Source organism: Streptomyces sp. NPDC102279, from assembly GCF_044766365.1.
Classification (GTDB): domain Bacteria; phylum Actinomycetota; class Actinomycetes; order Streptomycetales; family Streptomycetaceae; genus Streptomyces.
In genome coordinates, this window is sequence record NZ_JBIWLU010000005.1 from 553,344 (window position 1) to 573,091 (window position 19,748).

Sequence of the window (19,748 nt, forward strand, 5' to 3'; positions counted from 1 at the left end):
CCGGGGCCGTCGGCGGCGTGGGTTACGTTCGGGGGGTGAACGCAACCAGCAGCTCCGAGGGCGGCCCCACCGCCACCGATCCCGGCCGTATCGTCCTGCTCACCACCAGCCACCGGGTCGCTCCCGGACTGCTGTCGTGGCCCGCCTGGCAGGCGCTGCACGGCGCGGACCGGGTGCTGTGCGCCGACGGCGCGCATCCCCAGGTGCCGTATCTGCGCGAGGCGGGCATCAGCGTGGAGGAGGTGTCCCCGGCCGCCGAGGACCTCCTCGACGCCTGCGCGGGCGGCCGGTCCCTGGTCGTCGTCGCCACCGGCGAGGGCGAGCCCCGGCTCACCGACGGCCTGGCCCGGCTGGCCGGCTCCGGCCGGGTGCGGATGCCGGACCTGGAGCTGCTCCCCGCCTCGTACGACCTGCCGGGCGCCCGTCTCCTCGACCTGGTCCAGGTGATGGACCGCATCCGCATCGAGTGCCCCTGGTCGTCCCGCCAGACCCACGAGGGCCTGGCGAAGTACGGCATCGAGGAGGCGTACGAACTCGTCGAGGCCATCGAGGACGGCGACCGGGACGAGCTGCGCGAGGAGCTGGGCGACGTGCTCCTCCAGGTCGTCTTCCACGCCCGCATCGCCGAGGAGGACGAGGACGCGCCCTTCTCGATCGACGACGTCGCGGGCGGCATCGTCGCCAAGCTGATCCACCGTCACCCCCATGTCTTCGGCGACGCGACGGCGACGACGCCCGAGGAGGTCAAGGAGCACTGGCTGCGCACCAAGGCGGAGGAGAAGCGGCGCACCTCCGTCACCGAGGGCGTCCCGCTCGGCCAGCCGGGCCTGGCCCTGGCGGCGAAGCTGTCGTCCCGGGTGCGCACGGCGGGCCTCGACGTGCCGCTCCCCGTGGGCGAGGGCGTGGGGTACGAGTTGCTGTCCCTGGCGGCGCGTGCCGAGGCCGGGGGAGTGGATCCGGAGGCGGCGCTGCGGGCGGCGGCCCGTGCGTACCGGGACGCGATCCTCGCGCGGGAGCGGGCAGCGGCCCCGGCGGAGGAGCAGGAGGACGAGCAGGAAGACGCCTGACGGGCCGGGGGTTCAGACTCCCGGGGCGCGGCCGGTCGGGTTGTGCCAGCTCGGCCGCGGGCGGTCGAGGAGCCATTCCGCCGGGCCCAGCGGACGGCTCCCGCCGGTCGGCGGCAGCACGTCGTGGAAGAGCCGGCCGTCCGGTGTGCCGAGTGAGGGCAGCGTGTCGGCGACCTCCTCGACGAGGTCCGGCGGCCCCGCGAGGTAGACGTCGTGCCGGGTCCAGCCGGCCCGGTTGCCCAGCGCGGTCAGCAGCCGTTCGGTCGCCTGGGCCTTGGGGCGGCCGGGCGCGGGGGTGATGTGGGTGACGGTGAGCCGTGGAAGCCGGGCCCGCAGGTGGTCCACGGAGGGCTGGTCGTAGAGGTACGCGATGTCGCGGGCGACGAGGAACAGGCGGGCCTCGTGGGCGGGTTCGAGCTGTTCCAGCAGGGCCTTCACCGGCGCCCAGCCGGTGCCGGCCGCGATGAGGGTCAGTGGCCGGTCCGCCGGGGTCCGCAGGGTGAGGCCGCCGCCGGGTGCGCCGAGCCGCAGGACGTCGCCCACGCGGGTCTGGCGGACGAGAGCGGTGGAGAGCACCCCGCCCTCGACCCGGCTGACGTGCAGGTCGAGGGTGCGGTCGGGCCGGGGTGCGTTGGCGAGGGAGTAGGGGCGCCAGATGCCCGGCAGATGCGACATGTTGACGCTGACGTACTGGCCGGCGGCGTAGGTGAGGCGCTGCCGTGGCCGCAGGGTGAGGACCACGAGGTCGTCGCCGTGCCGGGTGCGGGCGACGATCTCCGCGTCCCACCAGCCGGGCTCGCCCTGGTGCTGGGCCTCCCAGGCGCCCTGGAGCATGATGTTCGCGATCGCCCCGTACGCCTCCGACCAGGCCTTCTCGGCCTCGCCGCTCCAGGCCGATCCGGCGACGGCCGCGAACGCCGCGATCAGGCTCGCTCCCACCGCCGCGTAGTGGTCCGGCTGGGCCAGGTACTTGCGGTGGTCCCGCCCGAGATCGCGTAAGTAGGTGGGCAGTTCCGGGTCTTCGAGCCGGTCCATGACGAAGGTGAGCGCCGCGAACAGCCGGTCCCGCTGCCGCTCCATGTCCTCCGGGAAGTCAGTCGGAAACAGCTCGCGCAGCTCCGGGTTGTGCCGGAACAGGTGCGCGTAGAAGTACTTGACGGCGAACTCGGCCCGCCGCTCCACGACCGCGAAGCTGGACTTGAGTATTTCGGGGTCCACTGCGTGAATGTGGGAGCTGCCGAGCGGCCGAGTCAAACAGCCTCCGATATACGGACAGCCCCGGGCGAACCTGACGAGTGCTTCCCCGCCCCCGCACGCGGCCCCCACGCACGGGCCCGCCCCTGCGTTGCGGCCCTCGGCGGATACCGTCGGGGAGTGACCGAGCACGAGACCCCCGCGAGCCCCGCCCCCGAACTCTTCACCTGGGAGTTCGCCACCGATCCCTACCCGGCGTACGCCTGGCTCAGGGAGCACGCGCCCGTGCACCGGACGCGGCTGCCCAGCGGGGTGGAGGCCTGGCTCGTCACGCGGTACGCCGACGCCCGGCAGACCCTCGCCGACCAGCGGCTGTCCAAGAACCCCGCGCACCACGACGAGTCCGCGCACGCGAAGGGCAGGACGGGGATCCCGGGGGAGCGCAAGGCCGAGCTGATGACGCATCTGCTGAACATCGACCCGCCGGACCACACGCGGCTGCGCCGGCTCGTCAGCAAGGCGTTCACCCCCCGGCGCGTCGCCGAGTTCTCCTCGCGGGTGCAGGAGTTGACGGACGACCTCATCGGACGGTTCGCGGAGAAGGGGTCGGCGGACCTCATCCACGAGTTCGCGTTCCCGCTCCCCATCTACGCCATCTGCGACATGCTCGGTGTCCCCCGCGAGGACCAGGACGACTTCCGGGACTGGGCGGGGATGATGATCCGGCACGGCGGCGGTCCGCGGGGCGGGGTCGCCCGGTCCGTCAAGAAGATGCGCGGATATCTCGCCGAGCTGATCCACCGCAAGCGCGAGGCGCTGACCGTCGAAGCGGCGCCCGACGAGGACCTCATCTCCGCACTGATCCGCGCCTCCGACCACGGCGAGCACCTCACGGAGAACGAGGCCGCCGCCATGGCCTTCATCCTGCTCTTCGCGGGATTCGAGACGACGGTCAACCTGATCGGGAACGGGCTGTACGCCCTGCTGACCCACCCCGAGCAGCGGGCCCGGCTCCAGGCCTCCCTCGCGGCCGGGGAGAGCGACCTGCTGGAGACGGGGGTGGAGGAACTCCTGCGCTACGACGGGCCCGTGGAGCTGGCCACCTGGCGGTTCGCGACCGAGGACGTGCGGATCGGCGGCCAGGACATCGCCGCCGGCGACCCCGTGCTCGTCGTCCTCGCCGCGGCGGACCGCGACCCCGAGCGCTTCGAGCAGCCGGACACCCTCGATCTGTCCCGGCGTGACAATCAGCACCTCGGCTACGGCCACGGCATCCACTACTGCGTGGGCGCGCCGCTCGCCCGCCTGGAGGGGCAGACCGCGCTCGCCACCCTCCTCACCCGGCTCCCCGACCTCCAACTCGCCGGAGATTCGGCCGATTTGCGGTGGCGTGGCGGGCTCATTATGCGCGGATTGCGGACGCTTCCTGTGGAGTTCACCCCGGTCGGATAGTCCGGAACCGGTTCATCCGGGGAGCACGCCGGCCGTGTCGGAGGTGTCCCCGCGGGTGCCGGGAGGGCGTCCGGCCGACCGCCTCGACGGGCGCCGTCAACTGACACGCCGTCATATCTGTGATCTTCACGTGATCTGCGCTGCATCGACTTGTGACAAGCGTTCGAGTCCATATACGTTCACCCATCAATGCGGCCCCGGCGATCGTCACTTCGTCGTAGGTGCCGTAGTCACCCCGTTGTCACGCGAAAGGCTTCCGCATGCTCTCCGGGAACGGCCGTCACCGGCGCCCCCGTCAGGCCCCGGCTCTCATCGTCGCCGCAGGGGTGGCCGGGTCGGCCATCGCGATCCCGCTCCTCGGGGCGTCGAGCGCGAGCGCGGCCGACGGGACCACCTGGGACCGGGTGGCCGAGTGCGAGAGCGGCGGCGCGTGGAGCGCCGACAACGGCAACGGGTACTACGGCGGACTCCAGCTGACCCAGGACAACTGGGAGCGGTACGGCGGTCGCGAGTACGCCCAGAGCCCCGACCAGGCCAGCCGCTCGCAGCAGATAGCCGTCGCCGAGAAGGTGCTCGACAGTCAGGGCCTCGTCGCCTGGCCGACCTGCGGACCGCTCTCCGGGCTCAGCAAGAGTTCGGCCGAGGTCGACGTCGACACGGGCATGGGTGACGACGCGGGCGACTCCGGTTCGAGTGGCCTGTCCACGTCGCCCAGTTCCTCCCCTTCGACTGAATCGTCGAGATCGTCGGATTCATCCGGTTCGAGTGACACCGCCTCGCCGGAGGTGACCGAGAACACCGCGAAGTCCGGCGACTCGCAGGACGCGGACAGCTCGGACAAGGCGACGGCCGATGCATCCAAGTCGGGCAAGTCGGACAAGTCCGGTCGGAGCGGCACCTCTTCGGAGGCCTCCGGGGACGCGTCCGCCGCGCCCGGGCGGCACCGTGGCAGCGCCGACGAGGACGCGACGGACGCCGCCACCGACGGCCGTACGGACAGCGCGTCCGGACGGCACGCCTCGCGCGGCTCGGACGACGCGCGCGACGCCGGCGACGACACCTACGTCGTGCGCGCCGGCGACAGCCTCTGGACGATCGCCGACGACCTTGACGTCACGGGCGGATGGGCCGACCTGTACGCCGCGAACGAGAAGACCGTGGGCATCGATCCCGACCTCATCCTTCCCGGTCAGAGCCTTGCTGTTGATAGCGAAACGGTCGAAAAGTAGCGGGAGTTCGCGTCATGGTTCGCTGGGGAATGTCCGGTTTGGTGCGAGTGAGACATGAGTCTCAGAAGCCCTGATCGTCTTTGAAAATCAGGCGATCGACTGCTTACGGTCGTGACCGCTCGCCACAGCGGGCCCCGACGGTCGCAACGCCGAATCCTGCCAGCGGCCGTACGGGAACAGTCGTCGCGTCAAGCGCCGTAGGCAGGAGCGGGGGACCCAAGGTAAGTGCCGTGACCGGGAGTTGAGAGACACCCGGGGACGGCTTGGGGTAAAGCCGCGCGCCGTGGTCCCGAGACGGGACCGGGACGTGCGGCCGGGCAACTCAACCGGCCCGAACCCGACAGCTCACCTCGCAGGCGTCGGTGAGGGGATCACTCGATGCTGTTTTCCAGCAAGGGCAAGCACCGCCGCCCGAACAAGGCCACCCGTGTCGCCACGCTCGCCGGTGTCACCGGTGTCGCCATCGCCGCCCCGCTGATGGCCGCGGGCAACGCCTCCGCCGCGACCGGCTCCGAGTGGGACGCCGTCGCCCAGTGCGAGTCCGGCGGCAACTGGTCGATCAACACCGGCAACGGTTACTACGGCGGCCTGCAGTTCTCGTCCTCCACCTGGGCCGCGTACGGCGGTACCGCCTACGCCTCCACCGCCGACCAGGCCTCGAAGTCGCAGCAGATCACCGTCGGCGAGAAGGTCCTCGCCGCGCAGGGCAAGGGTGCCTGGCCGACCTGCGGCACCGGCCTGTCGAGCGCCGCGTACAGCGGTGGCAGCTCCACCCCCTCGACCCCCTCGACCTCCTCCGGCTCCTCGGCGTCCGCCGGCTCGGACACCCGTACGTCGGAGCAGCCCGCCTCCCGTTCGCAGGAGCGCCCGGCCGCCAAGAAGACCGTCACCACCCCGACCGGCAAGAAGGTCAAGAAGGGTGACGGCGAGTACAAGGTCGTCAAGGGCGACACCCTCAGCTCGATCGCCGAGAAGAAGCACGTCAAGGGCGGCTGGCAGAAGCTGTTCAAGCTGAACCACGACATCGTGGACGACGCCGACTTCATCTTCCCGGGCCAGCAGCTGCACCTCCGCTGAGCGAGGCCGCACACCGGCCGGACGTGGTCGCCCTCGGCGGACGGCGACCACGACCCGGCCCCGCGGCTCCGCCCGGCTGCGGGACGGCCCCCTCGCGGGCCCGCTCTCCGGGCCTGATCCCCACCGAGGGTCCCCGTCCCCACGGACTCCCCGCTCCGGCGCGTGTTCCCCCGTACGCGCCGGAGCGGGGTTTTTCATTTCTTTTTTTGTTCCGATCGGGAACAATATGTACCGTGAGTTCTGCCCAAGGGATGGTCGATCGGCTGGCCGATCCCCCTGGGCCGGTTAGGCTCATCCCGCAGGACTAGGGACTCGCCAAGCCCTGCGTACCCGCGTCACATCCCAGAAGGAGATGCTCGTGCCGTCCATCGACGTCGTCGTAGCCCGGGAAATCCTGGACTCCCGAGGCAACCCCACGGTCGAGGTCGAGGTCGGCCTCGACGACGGCAGCACGGGTCGTGCCGCCGTTCCGTCCGGCGCCTCCACCGGTGCCTTCGAGGCCATCGAGCTCCGCGACGGTGACCCCAACCGCTACCACGGCAAGGGTGTCGAGAAGGCCGTCCTCGCCGTCATCGAGCAGATCGGCCCGGAGCTCGTCGGCTACGACGCCACCGAGCAGCGCCTGATCGACCAGGCCATGTTCGACCTGGACGCCACCGACAACAAGGGCTCGCTCGGCGCCAACGCCATCCTCGGCGTCTCGCTCGCCGTCGCGCACGCCGCCTCCGAGGCGTCCGACCTGCCGCTCTTCCGTTACCTGGGCGGCCCGAACGCGCACCTGCTGCCCGTTCCGATGATGAACATCCTGAACGGCGGGTCGCACGCCGACTCGAACGTGGACATCCAGGAGTTCATGATCGCCCCGATCGGCGCGGAGTCCTTCTCCGAGGCCCTGCGCTGGGGCGCCGAGGTCTACCACACCCTCAAGAAGGTGCTGAAGACCAAGGGCCTGTCGACCGGTCTCGGCGACGAGGGCGGCTTCGCCCCGAACCTGGAGTCCAACCGCGCCGCCCTCGACCTCATCGTCGAGGCCATCAAGCAGGCCGGTTACATCCCCGGTGAGCAGATCGGTCTCGCGCTCGACGTCGCCGCGTCCGAGTTCTACAAGGACGGCAAGTACGAGTTCGAGGGCAAGTCCCGCTCGGCCGCCGAGATGACGGAGTACTACGAGGAGCTCGTCTCCGCGTACCCGCTCGTCTCCATCGAGGACCCGCTGTACGAGGACGACTGGGCCGGCTGGAAGGTCATCACCGACAAGCTGGGCGACAAGGTCCAGATCGTCGGCGACGACCTCTTCGTCACCAACCCGGAGCGCCTGGCCCGCGGCATCGAGGAGGGCTCCGCCAACGCCCTGCTCGTCAAGGTCAACCAGATCGGTTCGCTGACCGAGACCCTGGACGCCGTCGAGCTGGCCCAGCGCAACGGCTTCAAGTGCATGATGTCCCACCGCTCCGGCGAGACCGAGGACGTCACCATCGCCGACCTCGCGGTCGCCGTGAACTGCGGCCAGATCAAGACCGGCGCCCCGGCCCGCTCGGACCGTGTCGCCAAGTACAACCAGCTGCTGCGCATCGAGGAGATCCTCGACGACGCCGCGGTGTACGCCGGCCGCAGCGCATTTCCCCGCTTCAAGGGCTGACACACTGCGCTCGGCGGTTCCCCGCTTCTAGGGCTGAGCACCACTTGCTTGGGAAGCGTCGTACGTACGTCCCCGTACTCGGTCCCGTACCGTGTGCGGGGACGTACGCACGTGACGGGCCCGCACCACGGCGGGCCGGTACTGGGGAGGCGGGACTCATGGCCGTGAAGGACCGGGACCGGTTCTCCACCTCGACCAGGCTCAAGCTGCTCGGCGAGCAGACGGCGGCCCGGGTCTACCGCTCCCAGACCAAACGGCAGGCCCGCCGCTCCCGGCTCACCGGCCGGGCCGCGCTCCTCGCACTCGTCCTGTGCTCCCTGATCGTCGCGCTCGCCTATCCCATGCGGCAGTACGTCTCCCAGCGTGCCGAGGTCGCCGACCTGGAGCACCGTCAGGAGCAGGCCCGTCAACGGGTCGAGCAGCTGCGCGACCTGAAGGCGCGCTGGCAGGACGACGCGTACGCCGAGCAGCAGATCCGGCAGCGGCTGCACTACGTGATGCCCGGCGAGACCGGCTACGTCGTGGTCGACCCGGACGCGGCGAAGCAGGCCCGCGCCGGCCAGGGTGCCGCCGACCGCCCCTGGTACACCAACGTCTGGGACGGCGTGGACAAGTCCGACGCCGCCGACCAGTGACGAACCCCTGAACTGACCAGAAAGACACGTGACTCACGGCATGGAAACGCCACCGCCGACCACCCCGCGCACCGAGCCCACCGACGCCGACGTCGAGGCCTTCAAGCAGCAGCTCGGCCGGCCGCCGCGCGGGCTGCGCGCGATCGCGCACCGCTGCCCCTGCGGTCAGCCCGACGTGGTGGAGACGGCGCCCCGCCTCCCCGACGGCACGCCCTTCCCGACCACGTACTACCTGACGTGCCCGCGGGCCGCGTCCGCGATCGGGACGCTGGAGGCCAACGGGGTCATGAAGGAGATGACGGAACGGCTGGCGACCGACCCCGAGCTGGCCGCCGCCTACCGCGCCGCCCACGAGGACTACATCGCGCGCCGTGACGCCATCGAGGTCCTGGCGGGCTTCCCGAGCGCGGGCGGCATGCCGGACCGGGTGAAGTGCCTGCACGTCCTGGCCGCCCACTCACTGGCCGCGGGACCGGGCGTGAACCCGCTCGGCGACGAGACCATCGCGATGCTGCCGGAGTGGTGGCGCAAGGGGGCGTGCGTGACGGTCCCCGGCACCACGGAGCCCGCGCAGCCCGTCGACGAGGCCGGCCGGTGACCCGCGTCGCAGCCGTCGACTGCGGTACGAACTCGATCCGGCTGCTGGTCGCCGACGCGGACCCGCGGACCGGGGAACTCGTCGACCTCGACCGCCGGATGACCATCGTCCGGCTCGGCCAGGGCGTCGACCGGACGGGACGGCTCGCGCCGGAGGCACTGGAGCGGACGTTCGCCGCGTGCCGCGAGTACGCCCGGGTCATCAAGGAGCACGGCGCCGAGCGGCTCCGCTTCGTGGCCACGTCCGCCTCCCGGGACGCCGAGAACCGCGACGACTTCGTACGCGGCGTCCTCGACATCCTCGGCGTCGAGCCCGAGGTCATCAGCGGGGACCAGGAAGCGGAGTTCTCCTTCACCGGCGCGACCCTGGAGCTGAAGGGCAGCGACGACCTCGCCAAGCCCTACCTGGTCGTGGACATCGGCGGCGGTTCGACGGAGTTCGTGGTCGGCGCCGACGCGGTGCGCGCGGCGCGCTCCGTGGACGTCGGCTGCGTACGGATGACGGAGCGGCACCTCGTACGGGACGGCGGCGTCACCGACCCGCCCACCGCCGAGCAGATCGCGGCCATGCGCGCCGACATCGAGGCGGCCCTCGACCTCGCCGCCGAGACCGTCCCGCTGCGCGAGGCGCGCACGCTCGTCGGCCTGGCGGGCTCGGTCACCACGGTCTCGGCGATCGCGCAGGAGCTGCCCGCCTACGACCCCGCGGCCATCCACCACTCGCGGATCCCCGTCGAGCGGGTCCGCGAGATCACCGAGTGGCTGCTGCGCTCCACCCACGCCGAGCGCGCGGCGGTCCCCTCCATGCATCCGGGGCGCGTCGACGTGATCGGCGCGGGCGCCCTCGTGCTGCTGTCGATCATGGAGCGCACCGGCTCCCGGGAGGTCGTCGTGAGCGAGCACGACATCCTCGACGGCATCGCGTGGTCGGTGGCCTAGGTCTCCTTTATTACCGATCAGTAGCCTCGGCTGAGCAGGTCGGCTAGCGTATGAGCGGGTCCTAGGGGGTCCGGAGGGCCCCTCGGAGGAACCTCGCCGAGAAAGTTCGTGAAGTTCTTCACAAGGAAAAAACCCCTGCTGGGCGTGGAAGGGGCCGGTTGGGCCTCCGGGTGGGGTCGGGTCGCCTCCGGAGTGACTTCGACGGAGCGTTGCGGGCACGTTTCCGGCCGGTGAAACAGGGGAGTTGTCCCCTGGGTCGAACGGGTCGGAGTGCAGCTCACGCGGTGTTGACAAGGGTACGAACCGTACGCCGGTCGCCCTCGCGGACCATGACCTCGCCCATGTGGGCCGCGCAGTGTAGCAGAGCACCCGCCCAAGCTTGTGAAGGGGCGCACGAGCGACCCCCCATGACCGGGTGGATACTCGATGGCATGAGCACCACGGAGCGTCCCAGGATCCTCGTAGTAGGCGGTGGGTACGTAGGCCTGTACGCAGCTCGGCGCATTCTCAAGAAGATGCGCTACGGAGAGGCGACCGTCACGGTCGTCGACCCCCGGTCGTACATGACCTACCAGCCCTTCCTCCCCGAAGCCGCCGCCGGCAGCATCTCCCCTCGGCACGTCGTCGTCCCGCTGCGACGCGTGCTGCCGAAGGCGGAGGTCCTCACCGGCCGGGTCACCACCATCGACCAGGACCGCAAGGTAGCCACGATCGCCCCCCTCGTGGGCGAGGCGTACGAGCTGCCCTTCGACTACCTGGTCATCGCGATGGGCGCGGTCTCCCGCACCTTCCCGATCCCCGGCCTCGCCGAGCAGGGCATCGGTATGAAGGGCATCGAGGAGGCCATCGGCCTGCGCAACCACGTCCTCGAGCAGCTCGACAAGGCCGACTCCACCACGGACGAGGACGTCCGCCGCAAGGCGCTGACCTTCGTCTTCGTGGGCGGCGGTTTCGCCGGCGCCGAGACGATCGGCGAGGTCGAGGACATGGCCCGCGACGCGGCCAAGTACTACAGCAGCGTCTCCCGCGAGGACATGCGCTTCATCCTCGTCGACGCCGCGGACAAGATCCTCCCCGAGGTCGGTCCGAAGCTCGGTCAGTACGGCAAGGAGCACCTGGAGAGCCGCGGTGTGGAGATCTACCTCTCCACCTCCATGGACTCCTGCGTCGACGGCCACGTGGTGCTGAAGAACGGCCTCGAGGTCGACTCCAACACCATCGTGTGGACGGCCGGCGTCAAGCCGAACCCCGTTCTCTCCCGCTTCGGTCTGCCCCTCGGTCCGCGCGGCCACGTGGACACCGGGACCACCCTCCAGGTGCAGGGCACGGACTACATCTGGGCAGCGGGCGACAACGCCCAGGTGCCGGACATGGCCGCCCGCAAGGCCGGCGTCGAGAACGCCTGGTGCCCGCCGAACGCTCAGCACGCGCTGCGTCAGGCGAAGGTCCTCGGCGACAACGTGGTCTCCGGCATGCGGGGCTTCCCGCAGAAGGAGTACGCGCACTCCAACAAGGGTGCGGTGGCCGGTCTCGGCCTCCACAAGGGCGTCGCGATGATCGTCATGGGCAAGATGAAGATCAAGCTCAAGGGCCGTCTCGCCTGGTACATGCACCGTGGCTACCACGGTCTGGCCATGCCGACCTGGAACCGCAAGATCCGCGTCTTCGCGGACTGGACGCTGGCCATGTTCCTCAAGCGCGAGGTGGTCTCCCTCGGCGCCATGGAGACGCCGCGCGAGGAGTTCTACGAGGCCGCCAAGCCGGCTCCGGCCGCCGCCGCCCCGGCGTCCGCCGCCAAGTCCGAGGAGAAGGCCAAGGCCTCCTGACCGAGGCCTCCTGACCTCCGGTCACCGAACGCCCCGAAGGGGCCGCCCGCCATCCGTGGTGCGGGCGGCCCCTTCGGCGTTCCCGCGGGAGGGTCGCCGGGGCCGGAGCCGGGGCCGGGGAGGACAGCGCGGGCGAACCGGCACAGAAAGCATGGTGCGTACACGTATTTTGCCAACCCGTGACGCGTGGAGGGGACTGCGCGAGGGGCGGGTAGGTGTTTACGTGGTGTCGGAGCGTTCGGGAGTGTTGTCTCGGAGGTGTAGGTCATGCAGGACGCCGCGCCGCGGCTGAAGAGCCTTGTCGAACAGTTGATGGGAGTCCCGCTCCCGTTGCGTATCCGTGCCTGGGACGGTTCCGAAGCCGGGCCGCCCGGCGCTCCGGCGCTCGTCGTACGCAACCGCCGTGCCCTGCGCCGGCTGCTGTGGAAGCCGGGCGAGCTGGGTCTCGCGCGGGCCTGGGTCTCCGGCGATCTGAGCGTGGAGGGCGACCTCTACACCGTGCTCGCCCACATGTCCGGGCTGGTCTGGGAGCGCGGCGAGGACGCACGGGGGCTCGGCGAGGCCCTGCGCGACCCGGAGGTGCGCGCCGCGGTGCGCGGGCTGGTGAAGCTGGCCGGGCCGCCGCTGCCGCCCGCGCCGCCCGCGGAGGAGATGCGCAGACGCCGGCACCTGCACACCAAACGCAGCGACAGACGCGCCATCAGCCACCACTACGACGTCGGCAACGACTTCTACGAGATCGTCCTCGGCCCCTCGATGGTCTACTCGTGCGCCTACTGGCAGGACGGCGGCACCCTGGAGGGCGCCCAGCGCGACAAGCTCGAACTCATCGCCCGCAAGCTCGACCTGAAGCCCGGTCAGCGACTCCTGGACGTCGGCTGCGGCTGGGGCTCGATGGCCATTCACGCCGCCCGTGAGCACGGCGTGAGCGTGGTCGGGGTGACGCTGTCGCAGGAGCAGGCCGCCTACGCCCGCAAGCGGGTCGCCGAGGAGGGCCTGACCGACCGGGTGGAGATCCGGGTGCAGGACTACCGGGAGGTCACCGACGGGCCCTACGACGCGATCTCCTCCATCGGGATGGCCGAACACGTCGGCGCCGAGCGCTATCTGGAGTACGCCGAGGTGCTGAACCGGCTGCTCAGGCCCGGCGGACGGCTCCTCAACCACCAGATCGGCCGACGGCCGCGGCGCGACGAGTCGGCGTACGCCGTCGACGAGTTCATCGACGCCTACGTCTTCCCCGACGGCGAGCTCGCGCCCGTGGGCACGACCGTGACCCAGCTGGAGCGGGCCGGGTTCGAGGTGCGCGACGTGGAGTCCATCCGTGAGCACTACGCGCTCACGCTGCGCCGCTGGGTCGCCAACCTGGAGGCCGACTGGACCCGCGCCGTCCGCCTCACGAGTCCCGGCCGGGCCCGCGTCTGGCGGCTGTACATGGCGGCCAGCGCCCTGGCCTTCGAGCGCAACAACATCGGCGTCAACCAGGTCCTGGCGGTGAAGACACCGGAGGGAACGGGAGAGTCCGGGATGCCGCTGCGGGCGCGAACCTGGAACTGACCCGGGGACCGACCGCGCAGGACCGAAGGGTGAGGGCCCCCGTTCCGTGTCAGGAACGGGGGCCCTCACCCTTCGTGGCATCCGGGCCGCTACTCGGACTTGATGGCCGTCAGCATGTTCAGGCGGGCCGCGCGGCGGGCCGGCCACAGCGCCGCGAGGACACCGACCGCCGCGGCCAGGAGGAGGAAGACCGCCATCCGGCCCCAGGGCAGGACCAGTTCGTACGTCGGCATCTTGCTGCCGATCAGCTGCCCGGCCGCCCAGCCGAAGAACACGCCGAGACCGATGCCGAGGACACCGCCGAAGAGCGAGATGACCAGGGACTCCAGGCGGACCATCCGCTTGATGCCCTTGCGGTCCAGGCCGATCGCACGGAGCATCCCGATCTCCTGCGAGCGCTCGAAGACCGACATCGCGAGGGTGTTGATGACCCCGAGGACGGCGACGATGACCGCCATCGCGAGCAGCCCGTAGAGCATGTTGAGCATCAGCGTGAACATCTGGGCGATGCTGTCGGAGAGATCCTTCTTGTCCTGGACCGTGATCGCCGGGTTGTCGCCGAGGGCCTTCTCCAGCCGGTTCTTGGCCGCGTCCGAGGCGCCGCCCGCCGTCTTCACCATGACCTGCATGTCGGAGACACGGCTCTGGTGCGGGGCGAGCGTGGCGTTGTCCACCATGATGCCCTGGATCAGCTCGTTGCCCTCGTAGACCCCGGCGACGGTCAGGTTCTGCCGCTTGCCGTCCTCGTAGGAGACGCGGAAGGCGGAGCCGGCCTTCCAGCCGTGGGACGCGGCGGTGTCCGCGTCGACCACCACGCGCGGGCCGCCGACCGTGAACGAGCCGCTCTTGACGGTGAGATCGGTGAGCTTGCCGATCGCCGCGCCGTTGACGCCGGTCAGGTACTCCGTCTGCCGGTCGATGCGGGAGGGCGCGTTGCGCAGCGGGCTGACGTCGGTGACCCCGTCGACCCCGGTGAGCTTCTTCTCGACGTCCGGGGAGAGCGTGTTGCCGTTCGCCATCGAGACGACGTAGTCCGCGCTGATCGCCGAACTGGCCATCTTGTCGATCGACTTCTGCAGGCTGCCCGCCATCACCGTCATACCGGTGATCAGGGTGAGGCCGATCATCAGCGCGGAGGCGGTGGCCGCCGTACGGCGCGGGTTGCGCACCGAGTTCTGCCGGGCCAGCTTCCCGGAGATGCCGAAGATCCGCAGGACGGGCGCCGCCGCTGCGATCAGCGGGCGGGACAGCAGCGGGGTGAGGACGAAGACGCCGATGATGAGCAGGACCGCGCCGAGGCCCATGGGGGCCTGGCCGTCCGAGCCGTCCATCGTCGTGGCCGCGAGGACGACGGCGATACCGGCGGCCGCGAACAGGGCGCCGATCGTGTTCCGCAGTACCAGGGACTTCGTCGTCGCCTTCGCGTGCACGCTGCTCATCGCGGCGACCGGTGGGATCTTCGCGGCACGGCGGCCGGGCAGCCAGGCGGCGAGCATCGTGATGAGGACACCGACGAGCAGCGCCGTGGCGACCGTGCCGGGGGACACGACGAGCGGGCCGTCCGGGACGGTGGCGCCGAGCGTGCCCATCAGGGAGCGCATGCCCGCGCCGATGCCGATGCCCGCGGCGAGTCCGGTGACGGCCGCGACCGCGCCGACCACGAAGGCCTCGAGCAGTACGGACCGGGTGACCTGGCGGCGGGAGGCGCCGACCGCGCGCAGCAGGGCCAGCTCCTTGGTGCGCTGGGCGACCAGCATGGTGAACGTGTTCGCGATGATGAACGTGCCGACGAACAGCGCGATCCCGGCGAAGACCAGCAGGCCCGTCTTCATGCCGCTCATCGACGAGGAGATCATCTCGGCCTGGTCGTCGGCGAGTTGCCTGCCGGTGGTCGTGGAGGCGACCTCCTTCGGCACGACGTCGTCGAGCGCGTTGCGCAGCGCGGTCTGGCTGGTGCCGGCGGCGGCCTCGACGTCGATCTCGTCGTACGAGCCGACGGAGTGGAACAGCTTCTGGGCGGTCGCCGTGTCGAACAGGGCGAGGCTGCCGCCGGCCGCGACGTTGCCGTCGTCGGTGGTGAAGATGCCGGTGACGACGGGCTTGAGGACGGGACCGTCGACCGACAGCCGGACGGTGTCGCCGACGTGGTAGCCGGCCCGCTTCGCGGTCTCGGCGTCGATCGCGACCTCGCCGGTGCCGTGCGGCGCGTGACCGGCCGTCAGGGGGTAACGGGGGTCCTTTTCACCCCAGTAGTTGCCGCCCTGGGACTGGAAGCCGCCACCGATGAGTTTGCCGTCCTTGTCGGCGATGGCGGTGAAGCCGTCGACCACGCCGATCGCGGAGGCGGCGCCCGGTGCCCCGGCCACCTTGTCGAGCAGCGGACGGGTCAGCTTGTGGGTCGCGCCGACGGTGTCGCCCTTGTCCTCGGCGCTCTCCGGGCGGATGGCGACGTCGACCTGGTCGAAGCCCTTGGCGGAGCTCTTCTGGTAGGCGTCCGAGATGGTGTTGGTGAAGACCAGGGTCCCCGACACGAACGCCACGCCGAGCAGTACGGCGAGCACGGTCATCAGGAGCCTGGCCTTGTGCGCGAACACGGTGCGCAAGGCGGTACGGAACATGGGTCTTCTCAGTCCAGGAGTCGCAGGAGGGCGCGGGAAGCCGCGAGCGGGCGCGGAAGGGGTGCGGGGCCGCCGAGGAGGTGCGGGGTACCGGGGGTGTCCGGGTGGGACGCCCGGCCGGGGGTCAGCTCGTGCGGCCCTTGCCGTCGAACTGCTTCATACGGTCGAGGACGGAGTCGGCCGTCGGCTCGTACACCTCGTCGACGATCCGGCCGTCGGCGAGGAAGACGACCCGGTCCGCGTAGGCGGCGGCCACCGGGTCGTGGGTCACCATCACCACGGTCTGCCCCAACTCCCGTACAGAGTTGCGCAGGAAGCCGAGGACCTCGGCGCCGGAGCGCGAGTCGAGGTTTCCGGTCGGCTCGTCGCCGAAGATGATGTCGGGCCGGGAGGCGAGGGCGCGGGCCACCGCGACGCGCTGCTGCTGGCCGCCGGAGAGCTGGGACGGCCGGTGGCCCAGCCGGTCGGCGAGGCCGATCATCCGGATCACCGTGTCCAGCCACTGCTTGTCGGGCTTGCGGCCCGCGATGTCCATCGGGAGCGTGATGTTCTCCAGGGCGGTCAGCGTGGGCAGCAGGTTGAACGCCTGGAAGATGAAGCCGATCTTGTCCCTGCGCAGCTTCGTGAGCTGCTTGTCCTTGAGGGAGCCGAGTTCGGTGTCGCCGATGCGCACCGAGCCCGAGGAGAAGGTGTCCAGGCCGGCCACGCAGTGCATCAGCGTGGACTTGCCCGAGCCGGAGGGGCCCATGATCGCGGTGAACTCGGCCTGGCGGAAGCTGACGGAGACCTGGTCGAGGGCGACCACCTGGGTCTCGCCCTGCCCGTAGACCTTCGACAGTTCCGTGGCGCGGGCTGCGACCGCGGTGCTTGTGCCGGCGAGGGGAGTGGTGGTCACGGGAGGGTGCTCCTGTCGGGACGACGAGATGTGCGAGGGACGGATTCCATCGTCCGTGCTGATCCGCGCCCCGGAGTCAGCCGCTGTTCCGGTTCCGGGGGCAGACTCCGGTCGCACCGCGAGCCGTTGTGTCATACCTGGGGATGACGGGTCTGCCCTGAGGGTCCTCCGGGTCGCGCTCCGCCGCAGGACCGCCCGCCACCCTCGGGCCGGCTTCGCCCGGACGGTGAAATTCCGTCATTCCGTATACGGGGGCCGAGACGGTCCGGAAGGCTGCTGGCAAGTGCTGATGGCCCGTACCGGGTGCTGATGCACCCTCAGACGTCAATAAAATAAGACAACATCGGTCCGCCCGCCCGCTGTTCGGGGGACGGGCCCCGATAGGCTCGGAATCTCGATGCGGAGCCCATGGCCTGCCCGGATGGTGGAATGCAGACACGGCGAGCTTAAACCTCGCTGCCCCTCGCGGGCGTGCCGGTTCAAGTCCGGCTCCGGGCACCTCCGATCTCCTCGCACCCTCCCGTACCTTCCCGCGCCCCGAGGCGAACCGTTGACAGCGGTCGTGCGGCGGCGGAGACTCCCCGAGAGGAAAGGTGAAGGAAATTTCACCATACGAACAGAGGGAGGCGAAGGGGCGTGCCGATGCGTACCACCGTGGGGATCGTCGGGGCCGGTCCGGCCGGGCTGCTGCTGGCCCGGCTGCTGCACCGCGCCGGGATCGACGCCGTGGTCCTGGAGAGCCGGGACCGCACCTATGTGGAGCAGCGGCAGCGGGCCGGAATCCTGGAGCAGGGGACCGTCGACGTGCTCCGGGCCGCCGGCGCCGGGGAGCGGATGGACCGGGAGGGGCTGCGCCACGACGGGATCGAGCTGCGGTACGCCGGACAGCGGCACCGCATCGACTTCCCCGCCCTCACCGGCGGACGGTCGGTGATGGTGTACGCGCAGACCGAGGTGTGCAAGGACCTCATCGCGCTCCAGCTCAAGGAGGGCGGGCCGCTGCTCTTCGGCGCCGAGGCGCTGGCCGTGGAGGGCGCCGAGGGCGACCGGCCCCGCGTGCGGTTCCGGTACGAGGGACGCGAGGACGTCCTGGAGTGCGACTACGTCGTCGGCTGCGACGGCTTCTGGGGCGTCGCCCGCAAGGCCGTGCCCGCCGCGCTCATCCGCGTCTTCGAGCGGACCTACCCCTTCGCCTGGCTCGGCATCCTCGCCGACGTGCCGCCCTCGCACGACGAACTCGTCTACGCCCGCCACGACCGCGGCTTCGCCCTGCTCAGCATGCGCTCGCCCGCCGTGTCCCGGCTCTACCTCCAGGTGCCCGAGGGCACCGACCCCGCGGCCTGGGGCGACGAGGAGATCTGGGACGAGCTGGAGCGGCGCCTGGAGACCACCGACGGGTGGCGGCTGCGCCGGGGCGACATCACGGCGAAGTCCGTCACCCCCATGCGGAGCCACGTCCACGAGCCGATGCGGCACGGCCGGCTCTTCCTCGCCGGGGACGCCGCCCACATCGTGCCGCCGACCGGCGCCAAGGGCCTCAACCTCGCCGTCGGCGACGTCGTGACCTTCGCCCGCGCCCTCGTCCGTCTCCGCGACACCGGATCGGCCGCCCTGCTCGACTCCTATGCCGAGACCTGTCTGAGCCGGGTCTGGCAGGCCGAGCGGTTCTCGTACGACATGACGACCCTGCTGCACCGCGACCCCGCCGCGAGCCCCTTCGAGGACCGCCTCCAGCTCGCCCGCCTGGAGCGGTTCGCCGCCTCCCGGTCGGCCGCGGCGGACCTCGCGGAGGGCTACACGGGCTTCCCCTTCGAGGCCGCGGCACCGGGCGGGACGCCCAGGTCGTAGGAGAAGCGGAATAAGAAGGGATCAAGGTTGCTTGACAGGGCACGAGAGCTCTCGGAAGCCGGTGGTCACGGCTTCGTACCAGTACGGGCGTGCGTGGGGGCACACGCGTACGGTGGCACCACCAAGGGAAAGATCCTCCCCAAGCACTAGGGTCGGTCCTTTGCCTACCTATTACTCTTGAGCCAAGGCACACGCAGGTGGCCATGGAGGAGTGAAATGAGGAGCAGTAACCCGGTCTTCTCGCGACGGGGGTTCAGCCGCGACAACGGCTACGCGGGCTTCAACGCGGCGCCGCAGGCCGGGGGACCCGCTGTCGGCACGCAGGGGAACCCGTACGCCCAGCAGGGCGGCAACCCCTACGCGCAGAACCCGTACGCACAGCAGGACCTTCAGCAGGGCGCTCCGCCGCAGGCCCCGGTCTCCGCCGGCCGTATGACGATGGACGACGTCGTCCTGCGCTCGGCCATGACGCTCGGCACCGTCGTCGTGGGTGCCGTCCTGGCCTGGGCGCTGCTGCCGGTCTCCAGCACCAGCTACGGCCTGGCCATCGGCTCGGCGCTCGTCGCCTTCGTGCTGGCGATGGTGCAGTCGTTCAAGCGCAAGGCCACACCGGCCCTGATCATCGGGTACGCCGCCTTCGAGGGTGTCTTCCTCGGGGTCCTCAGCGAGATGTACAACTCGCAATGGTCCGGCGCTCCCTTCCAGGCCGTGCTCGGCACCATGGCGGTCACCGGCGCCACCCTCCTCGTCTACAAGGCGGGCTGGATCCGGGTCACCGCGCGGTACGCGCGCATCGGCATGACCATCGCCATCGCGTTCGTCGTCGTCCTGGCGGTGAACCTGCTGCTGGTCGCCTTCGGTGTCGCCCCGGACGGCGGTCTGCGCAGCAACGGCCCGCTCGGCGCGATCGTCGGCATCCTGGCGATCCTGATCGGCGCCTTCTTCCTCACCCTCGACTTCAAGCAGATCGAGGACGGCATCGCCTACGGCGCGCCGAAGGACGAGGCGTGGCTGGCCGCGTTCGGCCTGACCCTGACGCTCGTGTGGATCTACGTCGAGATGCTGCGGCTGGTCGCCATCTTCAGCGGCGACGACTAGCGGAGCCGGCGGCCCGGGCGGCCGTCGACCGACACGAAGGGCCCGCGGACCTCACCGGTTCGCGGGCCCTTCGTCGT

Annotated in this window: 15 protein-coding genes, 1 tRNA gene and 1 riboswitch; of the genes, 13 read left to right on the forward strand and 3 right to left on the reverse strand. The window is 70.7% G+C overall.

The window, feature by feature from the left end; all coding sequences use genetic code 11:
* Nucleotides 1-35: 35 nt before the first annotated feature.
* On the forward strand, nt 36-1,067 hold the full coding sequence (locus tag ACIRQH_RS15285; RefSeq protein WP_404226091.1) for a nucleoside triphosphate pyrophosphohydrolase: 1,032 nt from the start codon (nt 36-38) through the stop codon (nt 1,065-1,067).
* Between the two features lie 12 nt (nt 1,068-1,079).
* On the opposite strand, the gene ACIRQH_RS15290 is transcribed toward ACIRQH_RS15285, so the two are convergent.
* Nucleotides 1,080-2,285 (reverse strand): globin domain-containing protein, encoded by a 1,206-nt coding sequence (locus tag ACIRQH_RS15290; protein WP_404226093.1) that lies wholly within the window; start codon nt 2,283-2,285, stop codon nt 1,080-1,082.
* 156 nt (nt 2,286-2,441) lie between these two features.
* On the opposite strand from ACIRQH_RS15290, the gene ACIRQH_RS15295 reads away from it, so the two are divergent.
* The 9 genes from ACIRQH_RS15295 (at nt 2,442) to ACIRQH_RS15335 (ending at nt 13,212) form a co-directional block, all read left to right on the forward strand.
* A complete protein-coding gene (locus ACIRQH_RS15295; protein WP_388874372.1) occupies nt 2,442-3,713 on the forward strand; it encodes a cytochrome P450 in 1,272 nt (423 codons plus the stop codon).
* A 260-nt stretch (nt 3,714-3,973) separates the two neighbouring features.
* Nucleotides 3,974-4,942, forward strand: coding sequence for a transglycosylase family protein (locus tag ACIRQH_RS15300; protein WP_404226095.1), 969 nt, complete (start codon nt 3,974-3,976; stop codon nt 4,940-4,942).
* A 183-nt stretch (nt 4,943-5,125) separates the two neighbouring features.
* Nucleotides 5,126-5,316: riboswitch (cyclic di-AMP (ydaO/yuaA leader) on the forward strand.
* 4 nt (nt 5,317-5,320) lie between these two features.
* Nucleotides 5,321-6,019 carry a transglycosylase family protein gene (locus ACIRQH_RS15305; protein ID WP_388874366.1) on the forward strand — a complete coding sequence of 233 codons (699 nt, stop codon included), beginning with the start codon at nt 5,321-5,323 and terminating at the stop codon, nt 6,017-6,019.
* A gap of 352 nt (nt 6,020-6,371) precedes the next feature.
* Nucleotides 6,372-7,658 (forward strand): phosphopyruvate hydratase, encoded by a 1,287-nt coding sequence (eno, locus tag ACIRQH_RS15310; RefSeq protein ID WP_358817568.1) that lies wholly within the window; start codon nt 6,372-6,374, stop codon nt 7,656-7,658.
* A 158-nt stretch (nt 7,659-7,816) separates the two neighbouring features.
* Nucleotides 7,817-8,293, forward strand: coding sequence for a septum formation initiator family protein (locus ACIRQH_RS15315; RefSeq protein ID WP_356172253.1), 477 nt, complete (start codon nt 7,817-7,819; stop codon nt 8,291-8,293).
* Between the two features lie 40 nt (nt 8,294-8,333).
* A complete protein-coding gene (locus ACIRQH_RS15320; RefSeq protein WP_388874360.1) occupies nt 8,334-8,891 on the forward strand; it encodes a DUF501 domain-containing protein in 558 nt (185 codons plus the stop codon).
* Entirely contained in the window at nt 8,888-9,829 is a 942-nt protein-coding gene (locus tag ACIRQH_RS15325) for an exopolyphosphatase (RefSeq protein WP_388874357.1), read from the forward strand. The genes ACIRQH_RS15320 and ACIRQH_RS15325 overlap by 4 nt, the downstream gene beginning before the upstream one ends.
* Before the next feature lie 431 nt (nt 9,830-10,260).
* Nucleotides 10,261-11,655: an NAD(P)/FAD-dependent oxidoreductase gene (locus ACIRQH_RS15330; protein WP_358817571.1), complete on the forward strand. Its 1,395-nt coding sequence runs from the start codon at nt 10,261-10,263 to the stop codon at nt 11,653-11,655.
* A gap of 267 nt (nt 11,656-11,922) precedes the next feature.
* Nucleotides 11,923-13,212: a class I SAM-dependent methyltransferase gene (locus tag ACIRQH_RS15335; RefSeq protein ID WP_388874353.1), complete on the forward strand. Its 1,290-nt coding sequence runs from the start codon at nt 11,923-11,925 to the stop codon at nt 13,210-13,212.
* 89 nt (nt 13,213-13,301) lie between these two features.
* On the opposite strand, the gene ACIRQH_RS15340 is transcribed toward ACIRQH_RS15335, so the two are convergent.
* The gene (locus tag ACIRQH_RS15340; protein ID WP_388874350.1) at nt 13,302-15,830 is read right to left on the reverse strand and encodes an ABC transporter permease; all 2,529 of its coding nucleotides are present in this window, start codon (nt 15,828-15,830) and stop codon (nt 13,302-13,304) included.
* Nucleotides 15,831-15,954: 124 nt separating this feature from the next.
* The gene (locus ACIRQH_RS15345; RefSeq protein WP_355872296.1) at nt 15,955-16,725 is read right to left on the reverse strand and encodes an ABC transporter ATP-binding protein; all 771 of its coding nucleotides are present in this window, start codon (nt 16,723-16,725) and stop codon (nt 15,955-15,957) included.
* 415 nt (nt 16,726-17,140) lie between these two features.
* Here ACIRQH_RS15345 and ACIRQH_RS15350 point away from each other — a divergent pair.
* From ACIRQH_RS15350 to ACIRQH_RS15360, 3 genes are all read left to right on the forward strand, one after another.
* Nucleotides 17,141-17,223, forward strand: a tRNA-Leu gene (locus tag ACIRQH_RS15350).
* 144 nt (nt 17,224-17,367) lie between these two features.
* Complete coding sequence (locus ACIRQH_RS15355; RefSeq protein WP_404226099.1) at nt 17,368-18,573, forward strand: 4-hydroxybenzoate 3-monooxygenase; 1,206 nt, start codon at nt 17,368-17,370, stop codon at nt 18,571-18,573.
* Between the two features lie 216 nt (nt 18,574-18,789).
* On the forward strand, nt 18,790-19,671 hold the full coding sequence (locus ACIRQH_RS15360; RefSeq protein ID WP_358817575.1) for a Bax inhibitor-1/YccA family protein: 882 nt from the start codon (nt 18,790-18,792) through the stop codon (nt 19,669-19,671).
* Nucleotides 19,672-19,748 lie beyond the last annotated feature (77 nt).

Coding starts and splice junctions, on each gene's coding strand:
- ACIRQH_RS15355 (WP_404226099.1), top strand. CDS start 17,368: ATGCGTACCACCGTGGGGATCGTCGGGGCCGGTCCGGCCGGGCTGCTG.
- ACIRQH_RS15300 (WP_404226095.1), top strand. CDS start 3,974: ATGCTCTCCGGGAACGGCCGTCACCGGCGCCCCCGTCAGGCCCCGGCT.
- ACIRQH_RS15315 (WP_356172253.1), top strand. CDS start 7,817: ATGGCCGTGAAGGACCGGGACCGGTTCTCCACCTCGACCAGGCTCAAG.
- ACIRQH_RS15320 (WP_388874360.1), top strand. CDS start 8,334: ATGGAAACGCCACCGCCGACCACCCCGCGCACCGAGCCCACCGACGCC.
- ACIRQH_RS15360 (WP_358817575.1), top strand. CDS start 18,790: ATGAGGAGCAGTAACCCGGTCTTCTCGCGACGGGGGTTCAGCCGCGAC.
- ACIRQH_RS15305 (WP_388874366.1), top strand. CDS start 5,321: ATGCTGTTTTCCAGCAAGGGCAAGCACCGCCGCCCGAACAAGGCCACC.
- ACIRQH_RS15330 (WP_358817571.1), top strand. CDS start 10,261: ATGAGCACCACGGAGCGTCCCAGGATCCTCGTAGTAGGCGGTGGGTAC.
- ACIRQH_RS15335 (WP_388874353.1), top strand. CDS start 11,923: ATGCAGGACGCCGCGCCGCGGCTGAAGAGCCTTGTCGAACAGTTGATG.
- ACIRQH_RS15340 (WP_388874350.1), bottom strand. CDS start 15,830: ATGTTCCGTACCGCCTTGCGCACCGTGTTCGCGCACAAGGCCAGGCTC.
- eno (WP_358817568.1), top strand. CDS start 6,372: ATGCTCGTGCCGTCCATCGACGTCGTCGTAGCCCGGGAAATCCTGGAC.